Origin of the sequence: uncultured Fibrobacter sp. (genome assembly GCF_947166265.1) — a bacterium.
Classification (GTDB): Bacteria; Fibrobacterota; Fibrobacteria; order Fibrobacterales; family Fibrobacteraceae; genus Fibrobacter.
This window is the reverse complement of record NZ_CAMVDO010000002.1, coordinates 213,059-233,924: the sequence shown is the minus strand read 5'-3', so window position 1 is coordinate 233,924 and position 20,866 is coordinate 213,059. Positions and strand designations below refer to the sequence as shown.

The 20,866-nt window shown below is 47.9% G+C and carries 15 protein-coding genes; 12 read left to right on the top strand and 3 right to left on the bottom strand.

What is annotated here, in order from left to right:
* Nucleotides 1-116: 116 nt before the first annotated feature.
* The 3 genes from Q0W37_RS02210 (at nt 117) to Q0W37_RS02200 (ending at nt 5,331) form a co-directional block, all read left to right on the top strand.
* The gene (locus tag Q0W37_RS02210; protein WP_297698348.1) at nt 117-2,126 is read left to right on the top strand and encodes a M13 family metallopeptidase; all 2,010 of its coding nucleotides are present in this window, start codon (nt 117-119) and stop codon (nt 2,124-2,126) included.
* A gap of 255 nt (nt 2,127-2,381) precedes the next feature.
* The gene (locus Q0W37_RS02205; protein ID WP_297698346.1) at nt 2,382-3,548 is read left to right on the top strand and encodes an HD domain-containing protein; all 1,167 of its coding nucleotides are present in this window, start codon (nt 2,382-2,384) and stop codon (nt 3,546-3,548) included.
* Between the two features lie 118 nt (nt 3,549-3,666).
* Nucleotides 3,667-5,331 carry a hypothetical protein gene (locus tag Q0W37_RS02200; protein WP_297698344.1) on the top strand — a complete coding sequence of 555 codons (1,665 nt, stop codon included), beginning with the start codon at nt 3,667-3,669 and terminating at the stop codon, nt 5,329-5,331.
* A gap of 197 nt (nt 5,332-5,528) precedes the next feature.
* Here Q0W37_RS02200 and Q0W37_RS02195 read toward each other — a convergent pair whose 3' ends face one another.
* Both Q0W37_RS02195 and Q0W37_RS02190 read right to left on the bottom strand, forming a co-directional pair.
* Nucleotides 5,529-6,722 (bottom strand): LD-carboxypeptidase, encoded by a 1,194-nt coding sequence (locus tag Q0W37_RS02195; RefSeq protein ID WP_297698342.1) that lies wholly within the window; start codon nt 6,720-6,722, stop codon nt 5,529-5,531.
* 87 nt (nt 6,723-6,809) lie between these two features.
* Nucleotides 6,810-7,862 (bottom strand): hypothetical protein, encoded by a 1,053-nt coding sequence (locus Q0W37_RS02190; RefSeq protein WP_297698340.1) that lies wholly within the window; start codon nt 7,860-7,862, stop codon nt 6,810-6,812.
* 211 nt (nt 7,863-8,073) lie between these two features.
* On the opposite strand from Q0W37_RS02190, the gene Q0W37_RS02185 reads away from it, so the two are divergent.
* From Q0W37_RS02185 to Q0W37_RS02145, 9 genes are all read left to right on the top strand, one after another.
* The gene (locus Q0W37_RS02185) at nt 8,074-8,919 is read left to right on the top strand and encodes a DUF3450 family protein (protein ID WP_297698338.1); all 846 of its coding nucleotides are present in this window, start codon (nt 8,074-8,076) and stop codon (nt 8,917-8,919) included.
* 35 nt (nt 8,920-8,954) lie between these two features.
* The gene (locus Q0W37_RS02180) at nt 8,955-10,601 is read left to right on the top strand and encodes a MotA/TolQ/ExbB proton channel family protein (RefSeq protein ID WP_297698336.1); all 1,647 of its coding nucleotides are present in this window, start codon (nt 8,955-8,957) and stop codon (nt 10,599-10,601) included.
* Between the two features lie 89 nt (nt 10,602-10,690).
* A complete protein-coding gene (locus Q0W37_RS02175; RefSeq protein WP_297698334.1) occupies nt 10,691-11,368 on the top strand; it encodes a MotA/TolQ/ExbB proton channel family protein in 678 nt (225 codons plus the stop codon).
* A 9-nt stretch (nt 11,369-11,377) separates the two neighbouring features.
* Nucleotides 11,378-11,782 carry a biopolymer transporter ExbD gene (locus Q0W37_RS02170; RefSeq protein ID WP_297698332.1) on the top strand — a complete coding sequence of 135 codons (405 nt, stop codon included), beginning with the start codon at nt 11,378-11,380 and terminating at the stop codon, nt 11,780-11,782.
* Nucleotides 11,783-11,982: 200 nt separating this feature from the next.
* A complete protein-coding gene (locus Q0W37_RS02165) occupies nt 11,983-12,630 on the top strand; it encodes an energy transducer TonB (RefSeq protein WP_297698330.1) in 648 nt (215 codons plus the stop codon).
* A gap of 81 nt (nt 12,631-12,711) precedes the next feature.
* Nucleotides 12,712-13,815 carry a tetratricopeptide repeat protein gene (locus Q0W37_RS02160; protein WP_297698328.1) on the top strand — a complete coding sequence of 368 codons (1,104 nt, stop codon included), beginning with the start codon at nt 12,712-12,714 and terminating at the stop codon, nt 13,813-13,815.
* 192 nt (nt 13,816-14,007) lie between these two features.
* Entirely contained in the window at nt 14,008-16,338 is a 2,331-nt protein-coding gene (locus Q0W37_RS02155; RefSeq protein ID WP_297698327.1) for an ATP-binding protein, read from the top strand.
* 11 nt (nt 16,339-16,349) lie between these two features.
* Nucleotides 16,350-16,985: a hypothetical protein gene (locus tag Q0W37_RS02150; RefSeq protein ID WP_297698325.1), complete on the top strand. Its 636-nt coding sequence runs from the start codon at nt 16,350-16,352 to the stop codon at nt 16,983-16,985.
* A 16-nt stretch (nt 16,986-17,001) separates the two neighbouring features.
* The gene (locus Q0W37_RS02145) at nt 17,002-17,655 is read left to right on the top strand and encodes a hypothetical protein (RefSeq protein ID WP_297698323.1); all 654 of its coding nucleotides are present in this window, start codon (nt 17,002-17,004) and stop codon (nt 17,653-17,655) included.
* Between the two features lie 184 nt (nt 17,656-17,839).
* On the opposite strand, the gene Q0W37_RS02140 is transcribed toward Q0W37_RS02145, so the two are convergent.
* Nucleotides 17,840-20,623, bottom strand: coding sequence for a DNA methyltransferase (locus Q0W37_RS02140; RefSeq protein ID WP_297698321.1), 2,784 nt, complete (start codon nt 20,621-20,623; stop codon nt 17,840-17,842).
* Nucleotides 20,624-20,866: the final 243 nt, after the last annotated feature.

Below are 20,866 nucleotides of genomic sequence, written 5' to 3'. Positions count from 1 at the left end.
CATCCTCGACCAAGCGAAGCGCGGGAGGGGATCCATAAACATCTAAAGACCGTAGCCTAACCGCTGCGGTCTTTTTTATATTTGTCACGTTTAAGATCTAAGAAGGAAAATCAATCATGAAAAAAATAACCCGATGGCTGTTGACCGTTTCTCTTGTTTGGGGAACAGCGGTATTCACTTCTTGTAGCAATGTTGATGGTTCCTCGGCTGAATCTTTTGATGCCGCTGAAGAATTAAGTGGCGAAAAATTTCTACATGACGAATGGATGGACCGTTCTGTCAAGCCCGGCGATTCCTTTTGGAAATACGCCCTCGGCAGGTGGCTGAAAAAGCATTCTCAAAGTGATGATGGACTTATGGACTATGTCCAAATGAGTATCAAAGAAGATTTGCATGACGGCATGTCCAGTGCTAAATCTTCTGGAACAGGACACATTTTGAAGTTGATTGCAGGGCCGACTCCGTCTCCAGATGATGAAACTGCCGCAGTGAACGATGTGTTGTCTTTACTAAATGATGATCCTGACATCACTATGGAAGATGTGATTTATGATGCGGGAAAACTCGCCGATTTGAAATTCAACTCGATTTTCGGTCATGAAATCACCAACATCAATGGAACGCTGAAGTATGTGCTTATTCCTGGCGTTAGTGCTGTTTCTTCAGATGCGTTCGAAATTATGACGATGGAAGGAATAAAGATGGAAGTGATGGAGACATTCTTGCAATGGGGCTATGACGTGTCGTCTTCGGAGATGAAGTCTTCCATCAAGGCGATAGCGAATATTGAAACTGAGTTGCATGAGCTTCAGAAAGATTGGTCGGATCCCGTTCCATCTTTTAAAGGTAAAAGTCGTATTGTCAAAAATTCATCCCTTCTTCTTGCATCTAACTTAACCATTCGTAGCGGATTGACGGCTGGTGGCAAAAATCTAGAAACTGCATTTAAAAAGGCTTTCCATGTTGACAATCAGACCTATTACCTACCTGAAGTGGAAAAGGTATTTGATATGTTGGGTAAGTATGATGCTATGACTTGGCATAACTACATGGTGTTCTATACCCTTTATCGACTTGGACAGGTTGTGTTTAAAACGGAAAAAATTGCAGAAGAAATTTATGAGAATATGAATGAACTCCTACCTTCGACATTCCTTGATTATCAAGCATCGGCTCTTTGCAAGGATGCCGATATTGATGGTGCATATCAGATGCTAGAACTGTTGCGGGAAAAAATGACGGATCGCATCAATAATCTTGATTGGCTCGGCACGGCAACGAAACAGAAGGCAATAGAAAAATTACAGGCCATGAAGTTCAATGTCTGTGCTCCTGAAAAGATGTTTAATGCCAACTTTAAGTTGACCGGAAAAACACCTGTTGAAGATTTTGTACAGTATAGTCGACAGGTTGATGAATATGTGCGAACGGTCCTGGCGGGTAAAAAAACAAAAGACTATGGCTGGGAGTCTGTGATGAATAGTTTTGCAGGGATAGGCATTGATAATGTAAATGCCATGTATCTAGCTGAACTCAATCAAATTTTCATTTTCCCCGCCTTTATTCGTAGCGAGCTCTTCCCTAAAGATAATGACGATGTGATGCGCTATGTAACGCTTTGCGTGTTCGGTCATGAAATGACGCATGGCTTTGATGGATTTGGGGCAACTTATGATAAAACCGGAACAAAATCAAATTGGTGGACTGCTGAAGACGAAAAAAAATTTGAAGAACGCAAGAAACAGATGGTTGATCTCTATAGTGACCTGGAAGTTTTGCCCGGTGTAAAAACGGACGGAGAGAAAACATTGGATGAAAATATTGCCGATTTGGGAGGATTCAATCTCGCCTGGCAGGTGTGGAACGATAAGTTGGAAGCCGATGGCCTTACGGACGAGGAACTACGTCATCGGCAGCGTGAGTTTTTCTTGGGGCTCGCCAACCTTTGGCAATCCGATGCCGACGAAGAGACTCTTTTAGAATATCATAAAATAGATGAACATGCAGCCGACCATGTCCGCGTGAATGGTATTTCGCGCCTTATAGATGACTGGTACACGCTATTCGGTGTAGAACCGGGAGACGAACTTTACGTGAAGCCGGAAGACCGCGTGAAAATCTGGTAAGGTCCCTGCCTGCACTGTGGTTCGACAAGCTCACGCTTCGCAAGCTCGCTAACCTTGTAGGTCCCTGAGCCTGCCGAAGGGCCTGTGCAGGGCGAAGTTGAAGCGAAGGGCCTTTACATTACGAGTCATCCTCGACCAAGCGAAGCGCGGGAGGGGATCCATAAACATCTAAAGACCGTAGCCTAGCCGCTGCGGTCTTTATTCGTAAGTTAAATTATATTTTGCCAATATAAAGTTGTTTAGTGGAGTCGCCTTATGGAATGGAATGCTGCCGTCAAGAATCAGATTGAATCTCGCCAGAAGGATAGGGAGCGGATGCTTGCCCCTTATGCCTGCAAGTCTTCGGATGCGATTTGGCTTCGAAATGCAGAAGACGATATCCGCCCGAGCTTTTTTCATGATTCGGATAGGATTATCCATTCCTATTGCTACAGCCGTTACATCGACAAGACGCAGGTGTTTTACCTTGTCGAAAATGACCACATCACGCACCGCGTGTTGCATGTGCAGCTGGTTTCCAAAATTGCGCGAACCATCGGGCGTTTCTTGAACTTGAACGAGGACTTGATCGAGGCGATTTCGTTGGGGCACGATGTTGGCCACACTCCTTTTGGACATGACGGTGAACGGATTATTTCGGGATTTTTGCAGGAGCAGGGCGAAGGCGTTTTTGAACACAACGTTCAAAGCTTTAGGCTGTTCCACGACCTCGAAGCGTACGGCAAGGGGCTGAACCTTACCGCACAGGTGCTCGACGGAATCATCTGTCACAACGGCGAAATTCTGAAAAATGAATATGGCTGCGATCGGAACAAGACTCCCGAAAAATTGCTGACGGAATACCGCGAAAGCCTAGGCGGAACCTTTAAATCAAAGGACATGGTCCCGATGACGTTAGAAGGTTGCGTCATGAGGATTTCGGACGTAATCGCCTACGTTGGCCGCGACATCGAGGATGCCATTATATTGAAACTGGTGAAGCGCGATGACCTCCCTAAGGAAATTACGGAAGTTCTTGGCGGTACAAATAAGGAGATTGTCAATACGCTCATTACGGACCTTGTCAGCAACAGCATCGACAAGGATTCACTTTCTTTTTCGCCAGCTGTTTTCGAGGCGCTCGACCGACTGAAAAAGTGGAATTACGAGAACATCTACCATAATCCGAAAAAGTCCTCGCAGGACGAAAAAATCAAGGCGATGTTCCGGGCGGTCCTGGAGGAATGTCTCGGGGAACTCGGTTCTGGTAGAAATGTCACTACGATTAATCACTGGTTCGATTCGATGAGCAATGAATATAAGGAGTCCACGTCGAAACTGCGCGTTGTCGCCGACTACGTTTCTGGAATGACTGATGACTACTTGATGAATGTCTATAGGGAAATCGTGATTCCCAAGTCGTTCGGAATCAGCTTTGCCTAAGTCGCCTTCAATGTTCCCTTTGCGTATTTAAGATTCTCCGATCCCGCTCTAAAAATGAAATAGTGGTGACACTTTCGCGGAGTTCGGGTGTTTTAATTATGTAAATTTGCAGGGTAAAATGAAAAAGTTGCTTAAATTCTCGTTTCTTGCGGTCCTTGGCCTTTCGATTTCGGCCTGTGACTTTAACGGCCCGTGGGAATATTTCCCCGAGGAACGCGAAATCTACACGGGAATTTACACTTACGGCTACGTGTCCGATTTTTCTGACCCTGAAATCTGCTTTTCGAAGGTCTACGAGCTGGACGAGGCTTCTGCAGAAAGCTTTGCGTTTTACGATAGCGCCCATGTCACGCTGAAGGGGCGTTTCAGCTATCGGCGAGAAGAGGTGGATACGACCCTTGTGCTTTCTGGAGCGAACTGTTTCTCTAAAAGCGGCTACGCGGGAATTGTTGGTGAATCCTATAAGCTGGACGCCTATTTCGAATGGGACAGCGCAGGGCACAAGGTGGAATCCCGCTACCAGGCCGTGGCGACGATTCCGAACCCGGTGGAAGTCAAGGGGCTGAATGTCCCTTTGCAAGATGGCGGCTATGAGTGGCATAAAGCCAACAAGTACAATGAATATCGCTTCAAGTTCCTCGAATATCCGATGGATATGGAGTTCGTGAAATGCGCCCTTGATTACGACAAGACGGTGGGCGGTGTCGTGTCGGTGCTGTATTATGGCATCGAAAACGAGGAATCTGTCAATACGACCATCAACGAAATGTTCAGTGGAATGACCGAAGCGGATTCTGCGGGGTATCGGGGAATTGCAATGCATGACCCGCTTGAAAGTGAACAGAATTTCGGCTTTACGGAAAACCGCAGGATTGCAGGGTTCAATAGCTTGGATACGCTTTACTTGATGAACATGATGCTGCCCTTGGGTCGGGTTTATGTGAATTTGTATACAACCGACCACGCGTATGTAGATTACGAAGGGAAGGTGAAAGAGTCGGTGAGCGATTCGCGAATTGTGCCGGAATCGAATATTGAAAACGGCATGGGCGTATTTTTCGGAACGTCGAAAACCTCTCTTTTCCTGGATGTAGTCGGTGATGGCGTCGCACTGGACCATATTGCGATTCACAATTGCGAAAACAAGTCGGGTGATTTTGCGGATAGCTGGGATTCTAGGGGCTGCAGGCTTTACGAGGATGCCGTCTGTGCGGGAAATTCGCTTCTCTCCGGTGATTATCGTTCCAGTGGCTTGCTTGGAGCGAATGCGTATGCATACGAAGGTTATAGGGATTCTTCCTATTATATCAACAGGGGCGTCAAGGCGTGCTATCCTTCGCATGTAAAGGCGGCGATGATGCTCGATACTACGAAGTGGTCGCTTTTCCTGCCCGATACGGTCAATGCCGAAGACAAGGCCGAAGCGTATGCCGATGGACTCAAGCGCTACTGTGTCGCGAGCAACTTTGAAAGTAACCATATCGCGGACTGTTCCGAACTCGAAAAGGAATGTCTGGAAGACTCCGAAAAGAACAACTGCAAGGAATACCTGTGGATATGGTGCGCCGACCGTGACTGGGACTTGGAAAGCTATGCTCAATGTCGTTCTGCCTTGGTGAGCCGTTACTATCTGGAAGAACAGAAGTCAAGCATCATCCATCGCGAAATTGAAGAAGTCTGCAGTCAGCCGGCGTATGTTGGAATGGACTCTGAAAACGAGTTTTATTATCCGATATGCTCGAACTGGTGTGAACTTGACGACGGCGAGGCGTCTTGCCGGTAATTGAAAAATAACGCCTGTTGAAAAATTGCACCTGCACGATGTTTTGTTACATTTACGTCGAGGTGTTGCCTTGGCAAGTTTCTAGCAGAAATCCATTTAAGCGCTAATCGAAATTTCTTGTCGATTTAAAATAAAAATCCGCATGACGATGATGTCAATGCGGATTTTTTTATACGGTTATGGCTTGCGTTTCTGCTTTATTCTTCGACGGCAAACGTCTTGCCCGAAAGCATCTTGAGAAGCGCCTTGGAAGACTTTGTCTGTGACGTTAGCTTGCTTGTTTCGACTTCTTTCTTTTTCCCGTCGATGTCGAAGGCGAGCGTGGCGCCCTTGCTGGAAACATTCATTTTGACCTTTGCGCCCATCACGAGCGGAAGGTTCACGTCGTCGTGGCCAGCCGGGAAACCGCACATGACGGGAATGTCGTATTTCTCGAGGTACTGGGAGAGCATGGCCTCGGTGCTTTCGTAGTCGAGGTCGGTGCCGGAATCGACGAATTCGCCGAGGATAACGCCCTTCACGTTCTCCATGACACCGTGCAGTTCAATCGAATGGAACATGCGGTCGATGTTGCGCAGGTTTTCGCCGATTTCTTCCATGAAGAGGATAATGCCGTCGTTCTGGAAAACGTCTATGTCGGAAGTTCCGATAAGCGGGACGAAGGTCGACATGTTGCCGCCTACGAGAATGCCTTCGGCTTTTCCGTTCTGGTTGTACTTATGCTTGGGAACCTTGTATGTAGGAACTTCGCCCTTGAGCAGGTCGCGCAGGAGCGTACTGTTTTCATCTTTGCCGCCGGTCTTTGCGATGCTTGAGCTCATGGTGCCGTGAATGCTCATGACGCCCGCTTCAGTCTGCATGGCGTGCAGCGTCGTGATGTCGCTGTAGCCGATGACCCACTTGGGATTTTCCTTGATAAGCTTAGGTTCGACGAGGTCCACCAGCTGGATGGTGCCATAACCGCCGCGGTTGCAGAGAATGGCCTTGATACTTGTATCCTTGAGTGCGTTGGTAAAGTCGGCGGCGCGTTCCTCGACGGTGCCCGCATACTTGCCCGCGTCAAGCTTGTCTACGTTTTTCCCGATGACGGGGGTAAAACCCCATTTCTTGATGACATCGGCGGTTGCCTTGACGGTGGAATCGGGTGTGGTATAAGAGGGCGAAATGAGGGCGATCTTGTCCCCTTTTTTCAGGAAGGCCGGAGCCGTGCGTTCCGTGATGATTTCTTTGTTGGAACTTGTTCCTGAAGTCACTGCCGAAGACACGTCCAGGGTGTCGTTGCTGCAGGCCGCGAGGGCCATGGCAAGTGACAGGGCTACGGTGGCTCCCTTCCAAGATGAAGTCATTCTGGAGTTCGGAATCCGGTTCTGCGATTTCTTTGTGAAATTCATAAGCTACCTTCTTAGTTTTTCTTCTGCCTAAATATAATAAAAGGCCCCGCTAAGGGCCTTCCGTGTAATAGGGCTTTTTCGCCGAAGTTATTCTTCACCTTCGGAACCGTTGGGGTCCTGTTCGGGGAGGGAGGCTTCCTCTTCTTCTTCGTCGTCACTGAGTTCGCTTTCGAGGAGGTTTGCGCAGGTGGCATCCTTGTCGCCTTCGACTACCAAGCTTGCCTTTTCGCTATTGAGGGTGTAGTAGTTATAGACTAGAACATGTTCTTCGTCGTTGCCACCTTCGCTAACGTATTCCCCTGCGAAGCAGCTGTAGAGAGGTTCCGATTTTATTTCGTGGCATCCCTTGCCGAATATGACCTTGGCATCGTCTTCTTCGCTGAGGGCTTCCTTGGCGTCGTCGCACAAGGATTCGATGGACTCGGCGTAGGTATCGCTCGTGACGGATTCTACACAGAATTCTTCGGCTTCGCTGGTTTCGCTATCGGTGAAGTAGATGTAGCAGGATACTATTTCCGTTTCTTCTTCCTCGTCTTCGGTATTTTCGAAGTCGATGAGGTTTTCGCATGTGGAGAGCTTGTCGCCCTTGACGACCAGCTTGGACCTGTCGCTATCCAAAGTGTAATAATGGTAAGTTACGTTTTCCGGTACGTTTTTATTGTCGCCCAGGTAGTCTTCCGTATTGCAGGAGTAGAGCGGTTTGGGCTTTTGTGCGGGGCATCCCTTGCCGAGTTCAGCCTTGCTGGCAGCGGTTTCCGTGAACATACTTTTAAGCTCTTTGCACATGATCTTCAACGAATCGGCCTTGGGATTGTCAACGGGAGTTTCCATGCAGGATTCTTCGATGTCGTCGGCGTCATCTGCGTCAACAATATACATGTAGCAAGAAATCATCTCCTTGCTTTCGGCGCTTTCGGAAGAGCTTTCGATCTTGGAGTCGGAACTTTTCGCGACACTGGAGCTGCTCTTGTCCTTGCTAGAGGATTCCTTGGCGGAAGAACTGGAAATTTCTTCGGAACTGGAGCTGTTCTGATCGTCGGGGGTGGCGGAACTGCTGGAGTCGTCACCGCAGGCGGCGAGAAGTGCGAGAGTGGCGATGGCGCCGGCCGAAACGATCCGTTTTGAAATCAAACTTTTCATAAAACACCTCTGTTTTTTGTAAAAATAAATATAGACATTTTTTATGTTATGTCAATATTAAAATAATGTCGCGCGGAATAAACTGTTCTCCAGGTGTGCTTTGGGAGGAATGTTAAAAAAAAGAGAAAAATGGGCCTTTCGGGTGACACTTTGTGGGAGAACGGGTGTTTTAAATATGTAAATTTCGATGTCCAACTTATTGTGGAAAGCTATGAAACATTTGAAAATATCGTCCTTTGCGCCTTTTGTGCTTGTGGTGCTCCTGTTTTCGGGGGCTGCGTTTGCCGACCGTGAAGCCGAAATTCGCGATCTGAAACTCGAAAAAGACAAGCTGAATTCCGAGATTCAGAAACTGAACCGCCAGATTGCCTCGACCGATTCGATGCTCAAGGCGGATGATTCCCGCTACAAGACGTTGCAGGCCCGCTACAAGGCCGATACGGAACGCCGTCGCAACGAAATCGATACCCTGAACGCAAAAATCAGGAACGTGGCCGCTAGTTTGCAGACGGAACGTAACAAACAGGCCCGTGCAAAAAACAAGAGTGACAACGTGGCTGCAAAGCGCAAGGCGTTGCGTGCGGAACTCGTTGGCATTAGCAAGCGTTTAGAGGCGCAAGTCGCGCAGACGCTTCCCTGGGAACGCGAAAGCAGGCTAGACCGCGTCAAATCGCTCACCCGCGATATCGAAAGCGGTAACGCCAGCGAAGAAGAAGCCTTTTCTCGCCTCAAGTCGCTTGTAGCCGAAGAAACCAAGTTCGGCGACGAGGTGGCGATTATCAACAGTCCGCTGACCCGTAAAGACGGCGAACTCATTAATGCTGCGATTCTACGCATCGGTAACCAGTGGATGGTTTACAGCGACGACAATGGCACCGTTTTCGGAACGCTCGTGCGCAAGATGGTAGATGGCAAGATCGTCTACGAATGGAACGAAGATTTGAATTTGGAAGAACGTGCTGCGGTAAAGCTCGCGCTCGACGTGAAGCAGGCGAAAAAGCCGCCTCAGGTCGTGAAGCTGCCCGTAAGCCTTTCTGTGGTGGGGGGTGAAAGATAATGTTAGACGAAAGACGAGAGACGAGAGACGAGAGCGTGCTTTGGCAAGTTCACAACCCTTATCAAGGTCCCCGAGCTTGTCGAGGGGCCGAAGGGTCGAAGGGGAATGTCATCCTGGAAGGAGCTTCGCGACTGACGGGATCCAGAGTCGCATTATTTGCAACAATCTTTTTCCTTTCGGTGACATCTGCTTTTGCGTGGCCGTGGTCGGGTTCGGGCGAAAAGAAGGCCTCTGCCGAAGACCAGGCGCGAATCAAGGATTCCCTGCAGCTGGAAGAAGTTCGTAACTTGCAGCGCGAAGTGGATGCGCTTACCCGTATTCGTCTGCAGAAGGCCGATTCGCTTGAAAAGCTCGAAGCCGAACACTGGCGCAAGCGTTATGCCGAGTCGCAGCTGACCGAAGAACACCAGACGGCCTCGCGCGAACTCGACGCCCGCTATTCCAAGCTATCTACGGATTTGGGCCGCGTGAGCGAAGAGGTTGCGGCGAGTAAGAGTCTGACCGAAGAAGCCGAAGAAAAGGCTCAGTCCGAAGAATCCGCATACGATGCCTTGAATACGCAGGTGAAGCTTTCTGTCGACAAGACGCTTGGCGATGTCATGGGCGATTACCCGGTCGGTATGAACGGTCGCCTGATTAGGCTTAGGCAGGCTGCCGCCGAAGCGGACAAGAAGGTCCCGAATACCATCGGCGCCGTGCAGGGCTTTATGGATGACTTGCTGATTCGCCACGAACTGACGTATACGCAGTCTTACGGTCGCGAAGTTTCGCAAGTGGGGAGTCGCCCCGATGTGAAGGTGAACCGCTTGCGTCTGGGTACCGTGTTTCTTGGCGAAGTCGCACAGGATAATGGCGATGTGCAGGCGTTGCTCCGTTCTGGCGCCTTGCAGGGCAAGGTTTTCGAATGGAACGCTACGCTCCCGCCCGAAATGGCCGGTAACGTAAAGCAGGCTGTGGTGCAGGCCGGGAATGCCGAAGGTGCTGCGACAGTCGTGATTCCGCTGGACGTGCTCCAGAACAAGGCGATAAAGAATGCGATTACCGACACCAAGGAACTCACGGTGACTGAACAGTTCAAGGAATTCTTCAAGAAGGGCGGTATTGTGATGTACCCGCTCATGCTGGTGGCAATCTTTGCCTTGCTCCTTTGCTTGGAACGCTTCTTGGTGCTCTCTTTCCGCGGACATCTGGGTCGCCGCTTCCTCAAAAAGCTGAATGCGCTTGTCAAGGAATCCCGTTACGAAGATGCCGCAAACCTTTGCCTGAAAAAGGAAACGAGCCTTTCGCTGGTGCTATTTGCCGTGCTGAACCGCGCCCGCGACAAGCGTGAAGATGCTGAACGTTCGCTGCAAGAGGCAATGTTGCGAGAACAGCCGAAATTGGAACGCCGCATGGGCCTGTTGGCTGCCATGGGGACGATTGCCCCGCTGCTTGGCTTGCTCGGTACGGTGACCGGTATCATTACGTTGTTTACCGTGATTACCGAAGTCGGCACGAACGATGCCCGCGTCTTGGCTGGCGGCATTTCCGAAGCCCTGGTGACGACGGAAACGGGCTTGGTGATTGCCATTCCGGTGATGATTTTGCACGGCCTCTTGAGCGAAAAGATTGAAAAGGTCACGAGCGAAATGTATGTGCAGAGCACCTCGCTTTTGAACCGAATCTTCGGGAAGAAGGATTAAACGTCATTGCGAGCGGATATGAAAAATCGTTGCGAACGACACGTTAAATGTCATTGCGAGCGTAGCGAAGCAATCTCTAGTTGAATTTTATGAGCAACACGCATTACATATTCCTGGAGTCCTTGCAGAACACCTACCAGGCGGGCGGTGTGGTCATGCTCCCGATTCTCTTGGCGGGCGTTATCGGATTCTACTTCCTGTTTTCGAGCTGGTTCCGTATCGGGAGTGATTTCTTCCGCGCCGACATTCACAGGGTCATCAAGCGTATGCGCCTTGACTTGAACGGCGGTAACGAAGAATATGAAAAGAATGCGGAACCCCCGAGTGTCGAAAAGGCCCTGCGCAGACTCCGCAAGCGTGGCGGACTTTTGGGCCGCGAGCTGAGCTATGCGATTAAGGTGGCGAATGAAAATCCCGAAGGTTTCCGCGACTACATGCAAGTGCGCATGATGAAAACGGTGCGCTACATGGAGCAGGGAAACCACATTGTGTCGGTGATGGCCTCGGCGGCACCGCTCCTGGGGCTCCTTGGAACCGTGACGGGCATGGTCTCGACCTTTGAAGTGATTACGCTTTATGGAAACCAGAACCCGGTGCTCATGGCCGATGGCATTTCCGAAGCGCTGATTTCGACGCAGAGTGGTTTGCTTGTCGCATTCCCGCTCACGCTTCTGAAACAGCGCCTGGATGAACGTGTTGAAATTTTGCGCCAGAAGATGGAACTCGGCGCGACTGTAATAGAGAATTATTTTGTAGAAAAAGGCTGAAGGCTAGTTATGGAATTCAATTTGCCGAGAAAAAAGCAGAAAGACATGGGCATCGAAATGGGCCCGCTGATGGATATCGTGTTCATCTTGCTCATTTTCTTTGTGGTGACGTCTTCGTTCACGCGCGAAACGGGTGTGGACGTGACTAAGCCGCAGGCACAGTCTGCAAGCCAGCTCGAAAAGGAAAACCTGCTGATTGCCATTACGCGCGAAGGCACGATTCACATGAACGAACGCCAGGTGGATTTGGCGAGTCTGCAGGATATCTTGAAACAGTCGCTTGCGAAGGCCCCGGACCGTGAAGCGGTCGTGATTGCGGACAAGGAAGCGGAAACGGGGGTGCTGGTGCAGGTGATTGACATGTGCAACTTGGCCGGAGTAAAAAAGGTCTCCATCGCAGCGCAAGCGGAGTAGAATTAGTAGACAGTGGTTAGTGATTAGTGGTTAGGGGATCCAGAGCTTCGCTAGCTCGTTAACCTTATTAAGGTCCCTGAGCCTGCCGAAGGGCCGTGAGTTATGAAGAATGAAAAATGGAAGTGTCATCCTGAGCGTAGCCTGTCATTCTAGAGCGAAGCGATAGAATCGGGCGAAGTCGAAGGATCTAGGGCTTTGTAATGTTGAAGTTTTTGAAGAAATTAGTGAAGCGTTTTAGCATTTTGCTTGCAGCGGTTCTCGCAAGTATGCTTCTCGTGTTCTCGGTGACGATGGCGAACTTGTTCCTGACGGGCAAGGTGTTCCATGAAAAGAAATACACCAAGACCGAAGTCGCGATCAAGAAGGTGGACGAAGTCGAGAAAAAGGTCGAAAAGAAAAAGCCTGCCCGCAAGCCCAATCGCATGAAGTCAAATTCCCGTTCACCCAAGGCGGGCCCGCGTTTTGCGATGAATTTGGGTGCCGCTTCGGGTAACGGCGGCGCTGCCGTAAGCCGCGACCTGGTGGCCGATTTCCGTGGCGGTGCTCTTTCGACGGAAAAGGGCGATGTCGACAAGAAACCCGAAAGCCGTAGCATGGCGAATTTCCAGGTACCTCCCAAGATTCGCGATAGCGAAATCGATGCGACGCTCCGCCTGAGCTTTTGCGTGGACGTAAGCGGTAAGGCCTACGACATCAAGGTGCTTGAAGAATCTCCTGCAGGTTCTGGCCTTGCGCAGGCGGGTCGAGAAGCCCTTTCTCGCATGACGTTTACTCCGGCCGAAAAGGCGGGCAAGGCGGTGCCCTTTTGCGGAATGGAACAACCGTTCGAAGTGAAATTTAGGGACTGATTTAGACGAGAGAACGGACCTACGGTCCTACAGACTAGAGACGAAAGAATTATAATGGCGCTTTGCGCAAAGAGTTTAAAAATGATGATGAAAGGAATGATAAGTAAGTACAATGGTTTGATGGGAGATTCTTGTATTGCATCTCTCTCGTCTCTCGTCTTTCGTCTCTCGTCTGTTTTGCTTTTCCTTGCCGCATCCTCCTTCGCTGCACAGTCTTCTTACGACTTGATGGAACGTGCGAACGCCCTTTACCGCGACGGAAAATTCAAGCAGGCGATCACGCTTTACCGCAAGGCGGAATCTCGCGGCGCCGACCCCGTCGCCACCAGTTTCAACATCGCCAATAGTTACTACCAGTTAGAAAAATTACCCGAAGCCGCCGCCACTTATCGCAAGGCAATCGACTTTTCTAATGGAGCTTTTTCGCCCGCGCTCTTTAACATGGCGAGCGTCTATTTTCGGCTCAAGCAGTATCCGGAATGCGTGGCGGCGTATCACCGTGCGTTGAAACTGGAACCGGAAAATGTTTCCGGTTGGCTTTACTTAGGCGAAGCCTACAGTAAAACCGGCGACGCGGTCGGCGCCCTGCGTGCCATCGAAAAGGCCTACCAGCTTGACAAAGATGATATCAGCATCGTGTATCAGCTTTCCGAAGCGAACATCTCGCTCAACGATTTTGAACGCGCCGTTGCCGTCATTCGCGAAGGCTATGCCGCCCATCCCGAAGAAATCGACTTCCTGGTTTACCTGGGTGATGTTTATCGCTTGAATAAGCAGTACGAAGAAAGCGCTGCCGCTTATCGCGAGGCTCTGGGTGTGCGTCCCGATGATGCACCCACGATGTACAAACTCGCAGACGTTCTCGCCGAAGATAACAAGCCCTTTGTCGCGATGGATGTGCTCAACAATTTGGTGCAAATCAAATCCGATTTTAGCGATGCTGCCATCTTCCTCGGAAATTTGGCCTACGACGCCAAGTTCCTCGACCGCGCCGAATCCGCTTACGAACTCGCCGCCAAGCAGGGTAACGCCGAAGCCGTATTCGGCTACAAGAATATGGCCTACGACGCCCATGCCCAGAAACGCGACGACGAGGCCTTGCGCCTGCTGCGCACCGCCCAGGGGTATTTCCCGGACGATGTCACCCTGCAGGCCGACATTCTCGAATTCGAAAAAAACGAATAGCGCCAAACGGCGGCTCGGTTCCGCCTAAAAATAGCTATCTATATTTTTGAAACAGTCTTGCGACATTATTTGTCGTATTTACCTTCTATATTTTTATCGAACTTTTAGACAATATGAATTAAAAATTCGATATATAATGGCGATTTCATAGCGAAACACGCAAAAAGAAATTCGCAAAAAAAGGAGGCGTAAATGAGACCGGATTACTTCAAGAATGTCGCAAATTCCCTGCTGCAGTTCAATAAAGATGCCAGGGCCTCCCTCAACTTTATCCTGCTCAAGACCTACGAATACTGGATTCGTGTAATTCGCTATTCCGAGTGCTACCCCGATCCCGATGACTGCATCCGGATTTTCCCTAAGGAGAGCGTGGCAAGAATCTTCAACGCGCTTTCGGCGCATTTTACAAAAATCAATGACGAAGAAGACGCGATGTCGCCAAGCGAGCGAATGGCGTTTATCAGGGAATCCAACGACAAGTATATCGGCAAGCGGATCGATACAGATGACGAGAATAAATCCATTGCCTACCAGCGCCGCCGCAAGGCCATAAACCGCTTTAAGTACCTTATGGATCGTGGTTGTTCGGGCTCCGAAGTCAGCGGCTATGTTGAAAATTATCTGAATGGCGAGGGTATTTTCGACAAGAGCTCTCAAAAGGTTTTTTACGATAGCGTAATAGACGAACTCGTTACGATTATGTTCAATAATCCGAACTTCCATGACGATTACTTTAGGCGCCTGAATATTATGCAGCGTAGCTTCTGCCTGAACGACACCGAAATGGAAGTCCTTATGTTCTCGTGGATTTTCTTTAACAAGTCGCAGTGTGAATGCCTGTTGCGGGCTTTCAAGTCCGACAATCGGTTTAGCGATCCGTCGCCGTCTGATATTTTTCCGTTGCTGTTTCCAGACCTCGAATTTGAAAAGGCAATTTCTTGCCGGGGTCCCCTTAAGCAGATGGGCCTGCTCGATGAGCACCTGGATACAACGATGCGTGTCGATCGTTTTTTGGACGGGCAGTCGGGAGACGACCTCGATTCGCTCTATTTTCAGGTTTACGAAGGTGATTCGGTTCCGTACAAGACGCTTTGCCGCGACAATCCGAAAATTCAGATTGCCTATAATATGCTCAAGTACGCCCAAAAGGGGCAAGGACTCAACCTGTTCTTTTACGGCGTTGAAGGAACCGGCAAGACGGAACTTGCCAAGTCCATTGCCAGTAAGCTGCACCGCCCCCTGGTGCTCACCAATATTAGCACTAAGGGAATTCACAGGAATAATCTTGAAAATGAGTCGTTGCAGGAACGCATGGGGAGTATCCTTTTTGCGGCCACCAAGTACAAGAACCAGAAGGCTATTTTGCTTGTTGACGAATCTGACATCATTCTGAACAACTGCGAAAAGGGTGCGCTCAACTTTTTCCTGGAACAGATCAAGGTGCCCGTCATCTGGATTTCGAACATGGTGGAGAATATTGAAAAAAGCACCTTGCGCCGCTTCGACTATTCCATTCATTTTGAACGCCCCGATGCCGAAAAGCGTTTGCAGGTGTGGAAATCGGTGGTGCGCGAACAGGACGCCAAGTCACTTCTGTCGCAAAATACCATTAGGCAGCTTTCGGCAGAATTGCCGATTACAGCGGGAGGCATTACGCAGGCCGTGGCGGGCACGAAGCGCCTTGTCATGGCGGGTTGCGACATTGACCCCGTGCAGAGTGTGCGTACCATTGCCGAGGCGCAGGCGGAACTTCTGAAGTTGGAATTGGAATACGTGAACCGTGACAAGGAAAGTCGCGCACCGCGTTACTTGCTCGATGCAATCAACACCGATGCTGACATGCCCAGGATTTTGAAGACGATGAACGCCTTTGACGTACGCTGGAAACAGATGAAGGAAGGTGACCGCCCCGATAGCCTGAATATGCTCCTTTACGGGCCGCCGGGTACCGGCAAGACCGAATTCGCAAAACACCTTGCGCGAACGCTCAACCGCAAGCTCGTTGTCAAAAAGGCGAGCGATCTGTTGAACTGTTACGTAGGCGACACCGAAAAGAATATCCGCAAAATGTTCAAGGACGCCGAAGAATCGAAGGCGATATTATTCCTCGACGAAGCCGACAGCCTGATTCGCGACCGTAGCGGTGCAAACCACAGCTGGGAAGTGACCCAGGTGAACGAGATGCTTACGCAGATGGAGAACTTCAAGGGAATCTTTATCGCTGCGACCAACTTTGACGGCACGCTCGACATGGCCTCTCGCCGCCGCTTTGCACTCAAGGTAAAGTTCGGCTACCTTAAGCCCGAAGGAATCGAATCGCTTTGGCGCGGATTTTTCCCTTCGGTGGCCTGCCCCGATGCCGCAAGGAATATGCGCATGCTCGCCCCCGGCGACTTCAATGCCGCCTATAGCACGCTCCGCTTCTACGATGAAAGCGAACTCACCGCCGATGCCATCTTGAATGCCCTCAAGTCCGAAATCGCCTACAAGGACGGCCGCGAAGGAAGAACCATGGGGCTGTAGGGGAGGTAACTATGAAATACGAAGAACGCAGAAGTCAAGAATACATTGATAGTATAATGAAACTCCTGATTGAGGAAAGAGGCTGGCTCAAGGAACGAAAGAAATGCGAGTTTGAAGATGAACACCATCAGGACTTGCAACTCTTGGCGCGGAAGGTTATTGCCAATGCCCGCTTTGAACACAGTAAGGAAAATATCGACAAGCTGTTGCAAATTAACAGACGTCTCCATGAACTGCAGGACGAATGTGCAAAAGTCGCCTTCAACATGTATAAGGATATGATGGCTCTCATGGCGCAGGGCAAGTCGTATTACAAGACTTTCTGTATCGAGACGTATATCGTATACGAGTCAGAAGAAAATTGGGAAGGAGAAGTTTCCGGTCTTTACGATTCCTATGACAAGACGAACCGTTTTGAAGTTGATTTAAATGATGCCCCCGGCAAGGAGCCCGATGATTACAGGGAATTGAACGCCTGGCATGAGGAACTGAGCTGGAACATCGAAGGGCTTGACCTACCTGAATTCAAGGACGAATATATCTGCTTTGCAATGCATAAGTTCTTTGCCGATGGCAGTTACTCCCTCGAAGACGCCATGCGCATGAAATTAGAAGATTTTCATATTTATACGAAGATTCATATATAGGGTATAGTGAGGCTTTATGCACATGACAAGCGTTTATCAATTAGTGGCGACGATTCTTCCGAATGGCGTTGATGGCGAAAAGGTCCAGCACGATCTTGGAATCTGGACGACGTTGCGCGAAGCCAAGAAGCAACTGAAGGATTTTGTGAAAAACGGCGATTTCTATTGCCCCGTCTATTGCTATTCCATTCAGTTTCTTCCGCTGAATAACGATTTGGATTACCTGTCCGAGCGCAAGATAAATGTCTATTCGCCCGATGGCAAGTTGCAGATCAAGGAATTTAACATGGTCTCATGTGGGGCGGGATGGAGCAGGGAACTTAATCTCAATATCCGTGCGTACGTTGATATGGGTCCGAAAAAGAAATCATACTTCGTGCTATACAATCATTGGCGCCCCGGGCTTGCGACCAAGTGTGCGCGAATCTCCTTCTTGGAGCCGAAATATGAATTGGGTGCTTCGTACAACAAGTCCATCTGGGTCCTGGATGACCGCGAAAAAGAAATCTTGTGCGAGTTCCTAAAATCGCCGAAAGATAACTGTTGCGACGGTGTTCACAATGTATGGCAAGCTGCCGTCTGGGCCTTCAACAATGAAGTTGAAGGCATTGACGAAGGCCGTATGCAGCCTCTCAACTTGCCCATGCCGGATTATAGGAGGCTTTTTTAGGACATAATGAGTTCTTGATTTGTGGCTAAGTTCCGAAATCCATGACCGTGCTGCAGGTGGTCGCGAAAGAAAAGCCGGTTCTCCTAATGGAACCTGATTTACTCATAATTCCTACTACACAATGCCTGATTCCGTGAAGGCTATTCCGTTCAGAAGTTTGAGTAGATTAGGAAAAAGCCTCCTGCTACTTCGTTTTACTTGCCGACTTCTCGTACATTTGCAGCAATTTTGTAACTACATCCATTTCGCTCATTGTCTCTTTGAACCCATAAGCTTGCATAACAGCCTTGTCATTAGCTCGATGAGCTTCTAGCAAGTCTGTATATAGATACATATTCTCACCATACATATCTGCCAAAGAACTATCAGCATACTTTTGCCTAGCGTCTAGTATTGCTTGGGCTGTTTGCTCAATCTTTTCTTTCTGTTTGGCTGTAGGGCTACACCATGGGAAGTTGTTGTATACGATTGTGTTGGAATAACTATAATCACTTTTCAATCGCCCTGCAACGGCTCTCATCCAAGCATTGTGAACGCAAGAAGTCAAAACGCCAAAGTGATAAAGGGTTGCGTTTTCTACAACAAACACTTTATCCCCAACAATTATATCGGGAGTTAAAAAACCTATAGGTATGTATTTTCTTTGTCCTGAAGAAACTTTTGGAAAAGCAAGGAAGTTTTGAGTAGGTTGCGCTCTTTGAGCAAATAAATGTGGCGTGTCAGCTTTCTTTTGTGTGTCTAAAGCTTTGCTGCCTAATCTAGAAGATCGTACACATTCTATTCGTTTTAACAATAATGGACACTTCTGCATTTCTTTAGGGTCTGCATCCACTAGCCAAAAGCAATAACGTGGAATATTGTTTATAAATTCTTCCCCCATTGTGTATGCTCGAATCCATTTTTTCCCTAAAGGTTCTTTTTTGATATATTCTTGATATTCTTCTTGTGATAGAATCAAATTTCCGCCATCACGAGGCATGACTCCCATATGCATCTTTGGCATATTTGAAATTGGTTCCGTATTGGAAACGATGAAAACATTGTCAAGTTCTGTTAAATAGCCATTGATATTCTTTGCATATATTTCTGGTTTATTTATACGATAAATGATTTTCTGCTTATTCTTATGGAAACAGCAAAAACCAATGATAATGCAGTGAACTTTAGCCTTTATATTTGCTTCGCTATCCCATCTAAACGTCCTATATGCATAATTAAATTCAACCTTATATTTCTCAAATAGGGGCTTCCAAATCAAAGCCACCTGTTGCCCTTGGCAAATAGAATTTGTAGATACTAGGGCACACTCGATCTGGCTTCCTTGTATGTAGTGAGATGCTTTCACGTACCACCCTGCAACGTAGTCAATCTCACCCGACTTTTCGCATTCGGGAAATATCTTTGATATTTCTTCGTGTTGAACTTTATTCATTTTCATTGCCCCTACAAAAGGAGGATTACCTACAATGTAATTTAACTCGCTTTTAGGAACAACAGTTTCCCAATCAAAAGTCAATGCATTCGCTTCTACAATATTTGCATAACTTTTTAAAGGCAAAAAGTTCAAATCTTTTTGTATGATATTTGCGGTTTCTTTCAACATTTGATGTTCCGCAATCCACAAAGCGGTCTTTGCAACCACTACTGCAAAGTCATTAATCTCTATACCATAAAATTGGTTAATGCTTACATAAATCGCATCATCAAATACATCAAGCATTATTTTGTTATTAAAACGTATTTTCAAACATTCATTTTCTAGACGGCGAAGACACAGATATGTTTCCGTCAAGAAATTGCCACTGCCACTAGCTGGGTCAAGAAATTTAAGAGAACCTAATTTCTTTTGAAATGCGATAATAGCATTTGTTTGTTCGGTCTTACTCCTAATCTTCTTGATGTCTTCAAATTCAAGTAGCAAGTCGTTTAAAAATAAGGGGTCTATGACTTTATGGATGTTTTCAATGCTAGTGTAGTGCATTCCCCCTTCACGTCTTGTAACAGGGTTCAAGGTGCTTTCAAAGATTGCTCCAAAAATTGTCGGGCTGATTTCCGACCAATCAAAATCATTAGAAGCCTGCTTGACAAGTAAGTTCTTGATTTCATCCGTTAGTTGCGGTATGGTTGTATCTTCTTCTGTAAATAATCCTCCATTTACATAAGGAAATGCTGCAAGAACAGGTTTCATATACACGTCACGATGTTCAGGTCTTTGATCTAATACCTTAAATAGTTGCAACAAGGCATCCCGTAAATCGGATGCGTCGCAATTAGATAGATAATCCCCGAAACTAGATTTACTCCCGAATACTCCCGCGTCCTCGGCATAAAGGCAAAAGACTATGCGGACACATAGCATATTTAGGCTTCTCAATGTCGCGGGGCTTGGATTATCTGCATCGCGATACTGGGCTTTTATCAAGTTGTACAATTCCCCGATGATGTCGCCCGCTTTTACAGATACTTCAAATTCTTTTTGCAAATGTATATTCTTGTCGTTTACAAGGAATGACAATCGGTAATATTCTTTTTCAAGGTTCTTCAATAAGATTTCTTCGGGATCTTTATGAGGATTTTCCATATCATAGATTAGGAATGACTTGAAATTGCAGGTAATGATCCATCGTGGATATTTGGAAAATCCCAACTCCATAGCGTAGCGCTTTGCTTGTGAGAATGGGTCTAGAAGCGAACCATCCGATTGCTTGATGGGCTCTTTCAAATCTTTGTCAACGCTTTTCTGTTCTATAAGGACTCTCGTAGCGGAAATATATCCGTCAGCACGAGAAGAATGGTCTAGTTGTACATTGATTTCAAAATCTATGTAATTAGCAAAATCTTGGATTCCAAAAACATGACAGAGAAGGTCACACCAAAACTTTTGACTTTCGCCAATTTCCTTGCCTTTATCTTTCCAATCGTTAGCGAATTTCTTTGCTGCCTGTTGTTGTTCTCTCGGCGTCAGCATATTTGGGTATCCTCATTAAAAAGGCGTGGAATTTGTAATCTCAAAAATTCTGGTCGCTCCGAACAATTCGGTACGGGGCTATGTCAATATCAAAATAGCATATATTTTTGACAAAATGATGAATTTGGGCGAATTTTTGCGTTTATCTCTTGACGAATGGTGAACATTTGTGTATCTTTGGTGGCGGAAATGTGTATTTGCGGATTTTTTGCTTGTTCCGCAAAGGAGTGAATGATGAAAAAA

Bases quoted from the DNA above. Each gene is read 5' to 3' on its own strand.
- Q0W37_RS02160 (WP_297698328.1), top strand. From the start codon at position 12,712: ATGATGATGAAAGGAATGATAAGTAAGTACAATGGTTTGATGGGAGAT.
- Q0W37_RS02190 (WP_297698340.1), bottom strand. From the start codon at position 7,862: ATGAAAAGTTTGATTTCAAAACGGATCGTTTCGGCCGGCGCCATCGCC.
- Q0W37_RS02195 (WP_297698342.1), bottom strand. From the start codon at position 6,722: ATGAATTTCACAAAGAAATCGCAGAACCGGATTCCGAACTCCAGAATG.
- Q0W37_RS02150 (WP_297698325.1), top strand. From the start codon at position 16,350: ATGAAATACGAAGAACGCAGAAGTCAAGAATACATTGATAGTATAATG.
- Q0W37_RS02205 (WP_297698346.1), top strand. From the start codon at position 2,382: ATGGAATGGAATGCTGCCGTCAAGAATCAGATTGAATCTCGCCAGAAG.
- Q0W37_RS02145 (WP_297698323.1), top strand. From the start codon at position 17,002: ATGCACATGACAAGCGTTTATCAATTAGTGGCGACGATTCTTCCGAAT.
- Q0W37_RS02170 (WP_297698332.1), top strand. From the start codon at position 11,378: ATGGAATTCAATTTGCCGAGAAAAAAGCAGAAAGACATGGGCATCGAA.
- Q0W37_RS02140 (WP_297698321.1), bottom strand. From the start codon at position 20,623: ATGCTGACGCCGAGAGAACAACAACAGGCAGCAAAGAAATTCGCTAAC.
- Q0W37_RS02165 (WP_297698330.1), top strand. From the start codon at position 11,983: ATGTTGAAGTTTTTGAAGAAATTAGTGAAGCGTTTTAGCATTTTGCTT.
- Q0W37_RS02185 (WP_297698338.1), top strand. From the start codon at position 8,074: ATGAAACATTTGAAAATATCGTCCTTTGCGCCTTTTGTGCTTGTGGTG.
- Q0W37_RS02175 (WP_297698334.1), top strand. From the start codon at position 10,691: ATGAGCAACACGCATTACATATTCCTGGAGTCCTTGCAGAACACCTAC.
- Q0W37_RS02155 (WP_297698327.1), top strand. From the start codon at position 14,008: ATGAGACCGGATTACTTCAAGAATGTCGCAAATTCCCTGCTGCAGTTC.
- Q0W37_RS02210 (WP_297698348.1), top strand. From the start codon at position 117: ATGAAAAAAATAACCCGATGGCTGTTGACCGTTTCTCTTGTTTGGGGA.
- Q0W37_RS02200 (WP_297698344.1), top strand. From the start codon at position 3,667: ATGAAAAAGTTGCTTAAATTCTCGTTTCTTGCGGTCCTTGGCCTTTCG.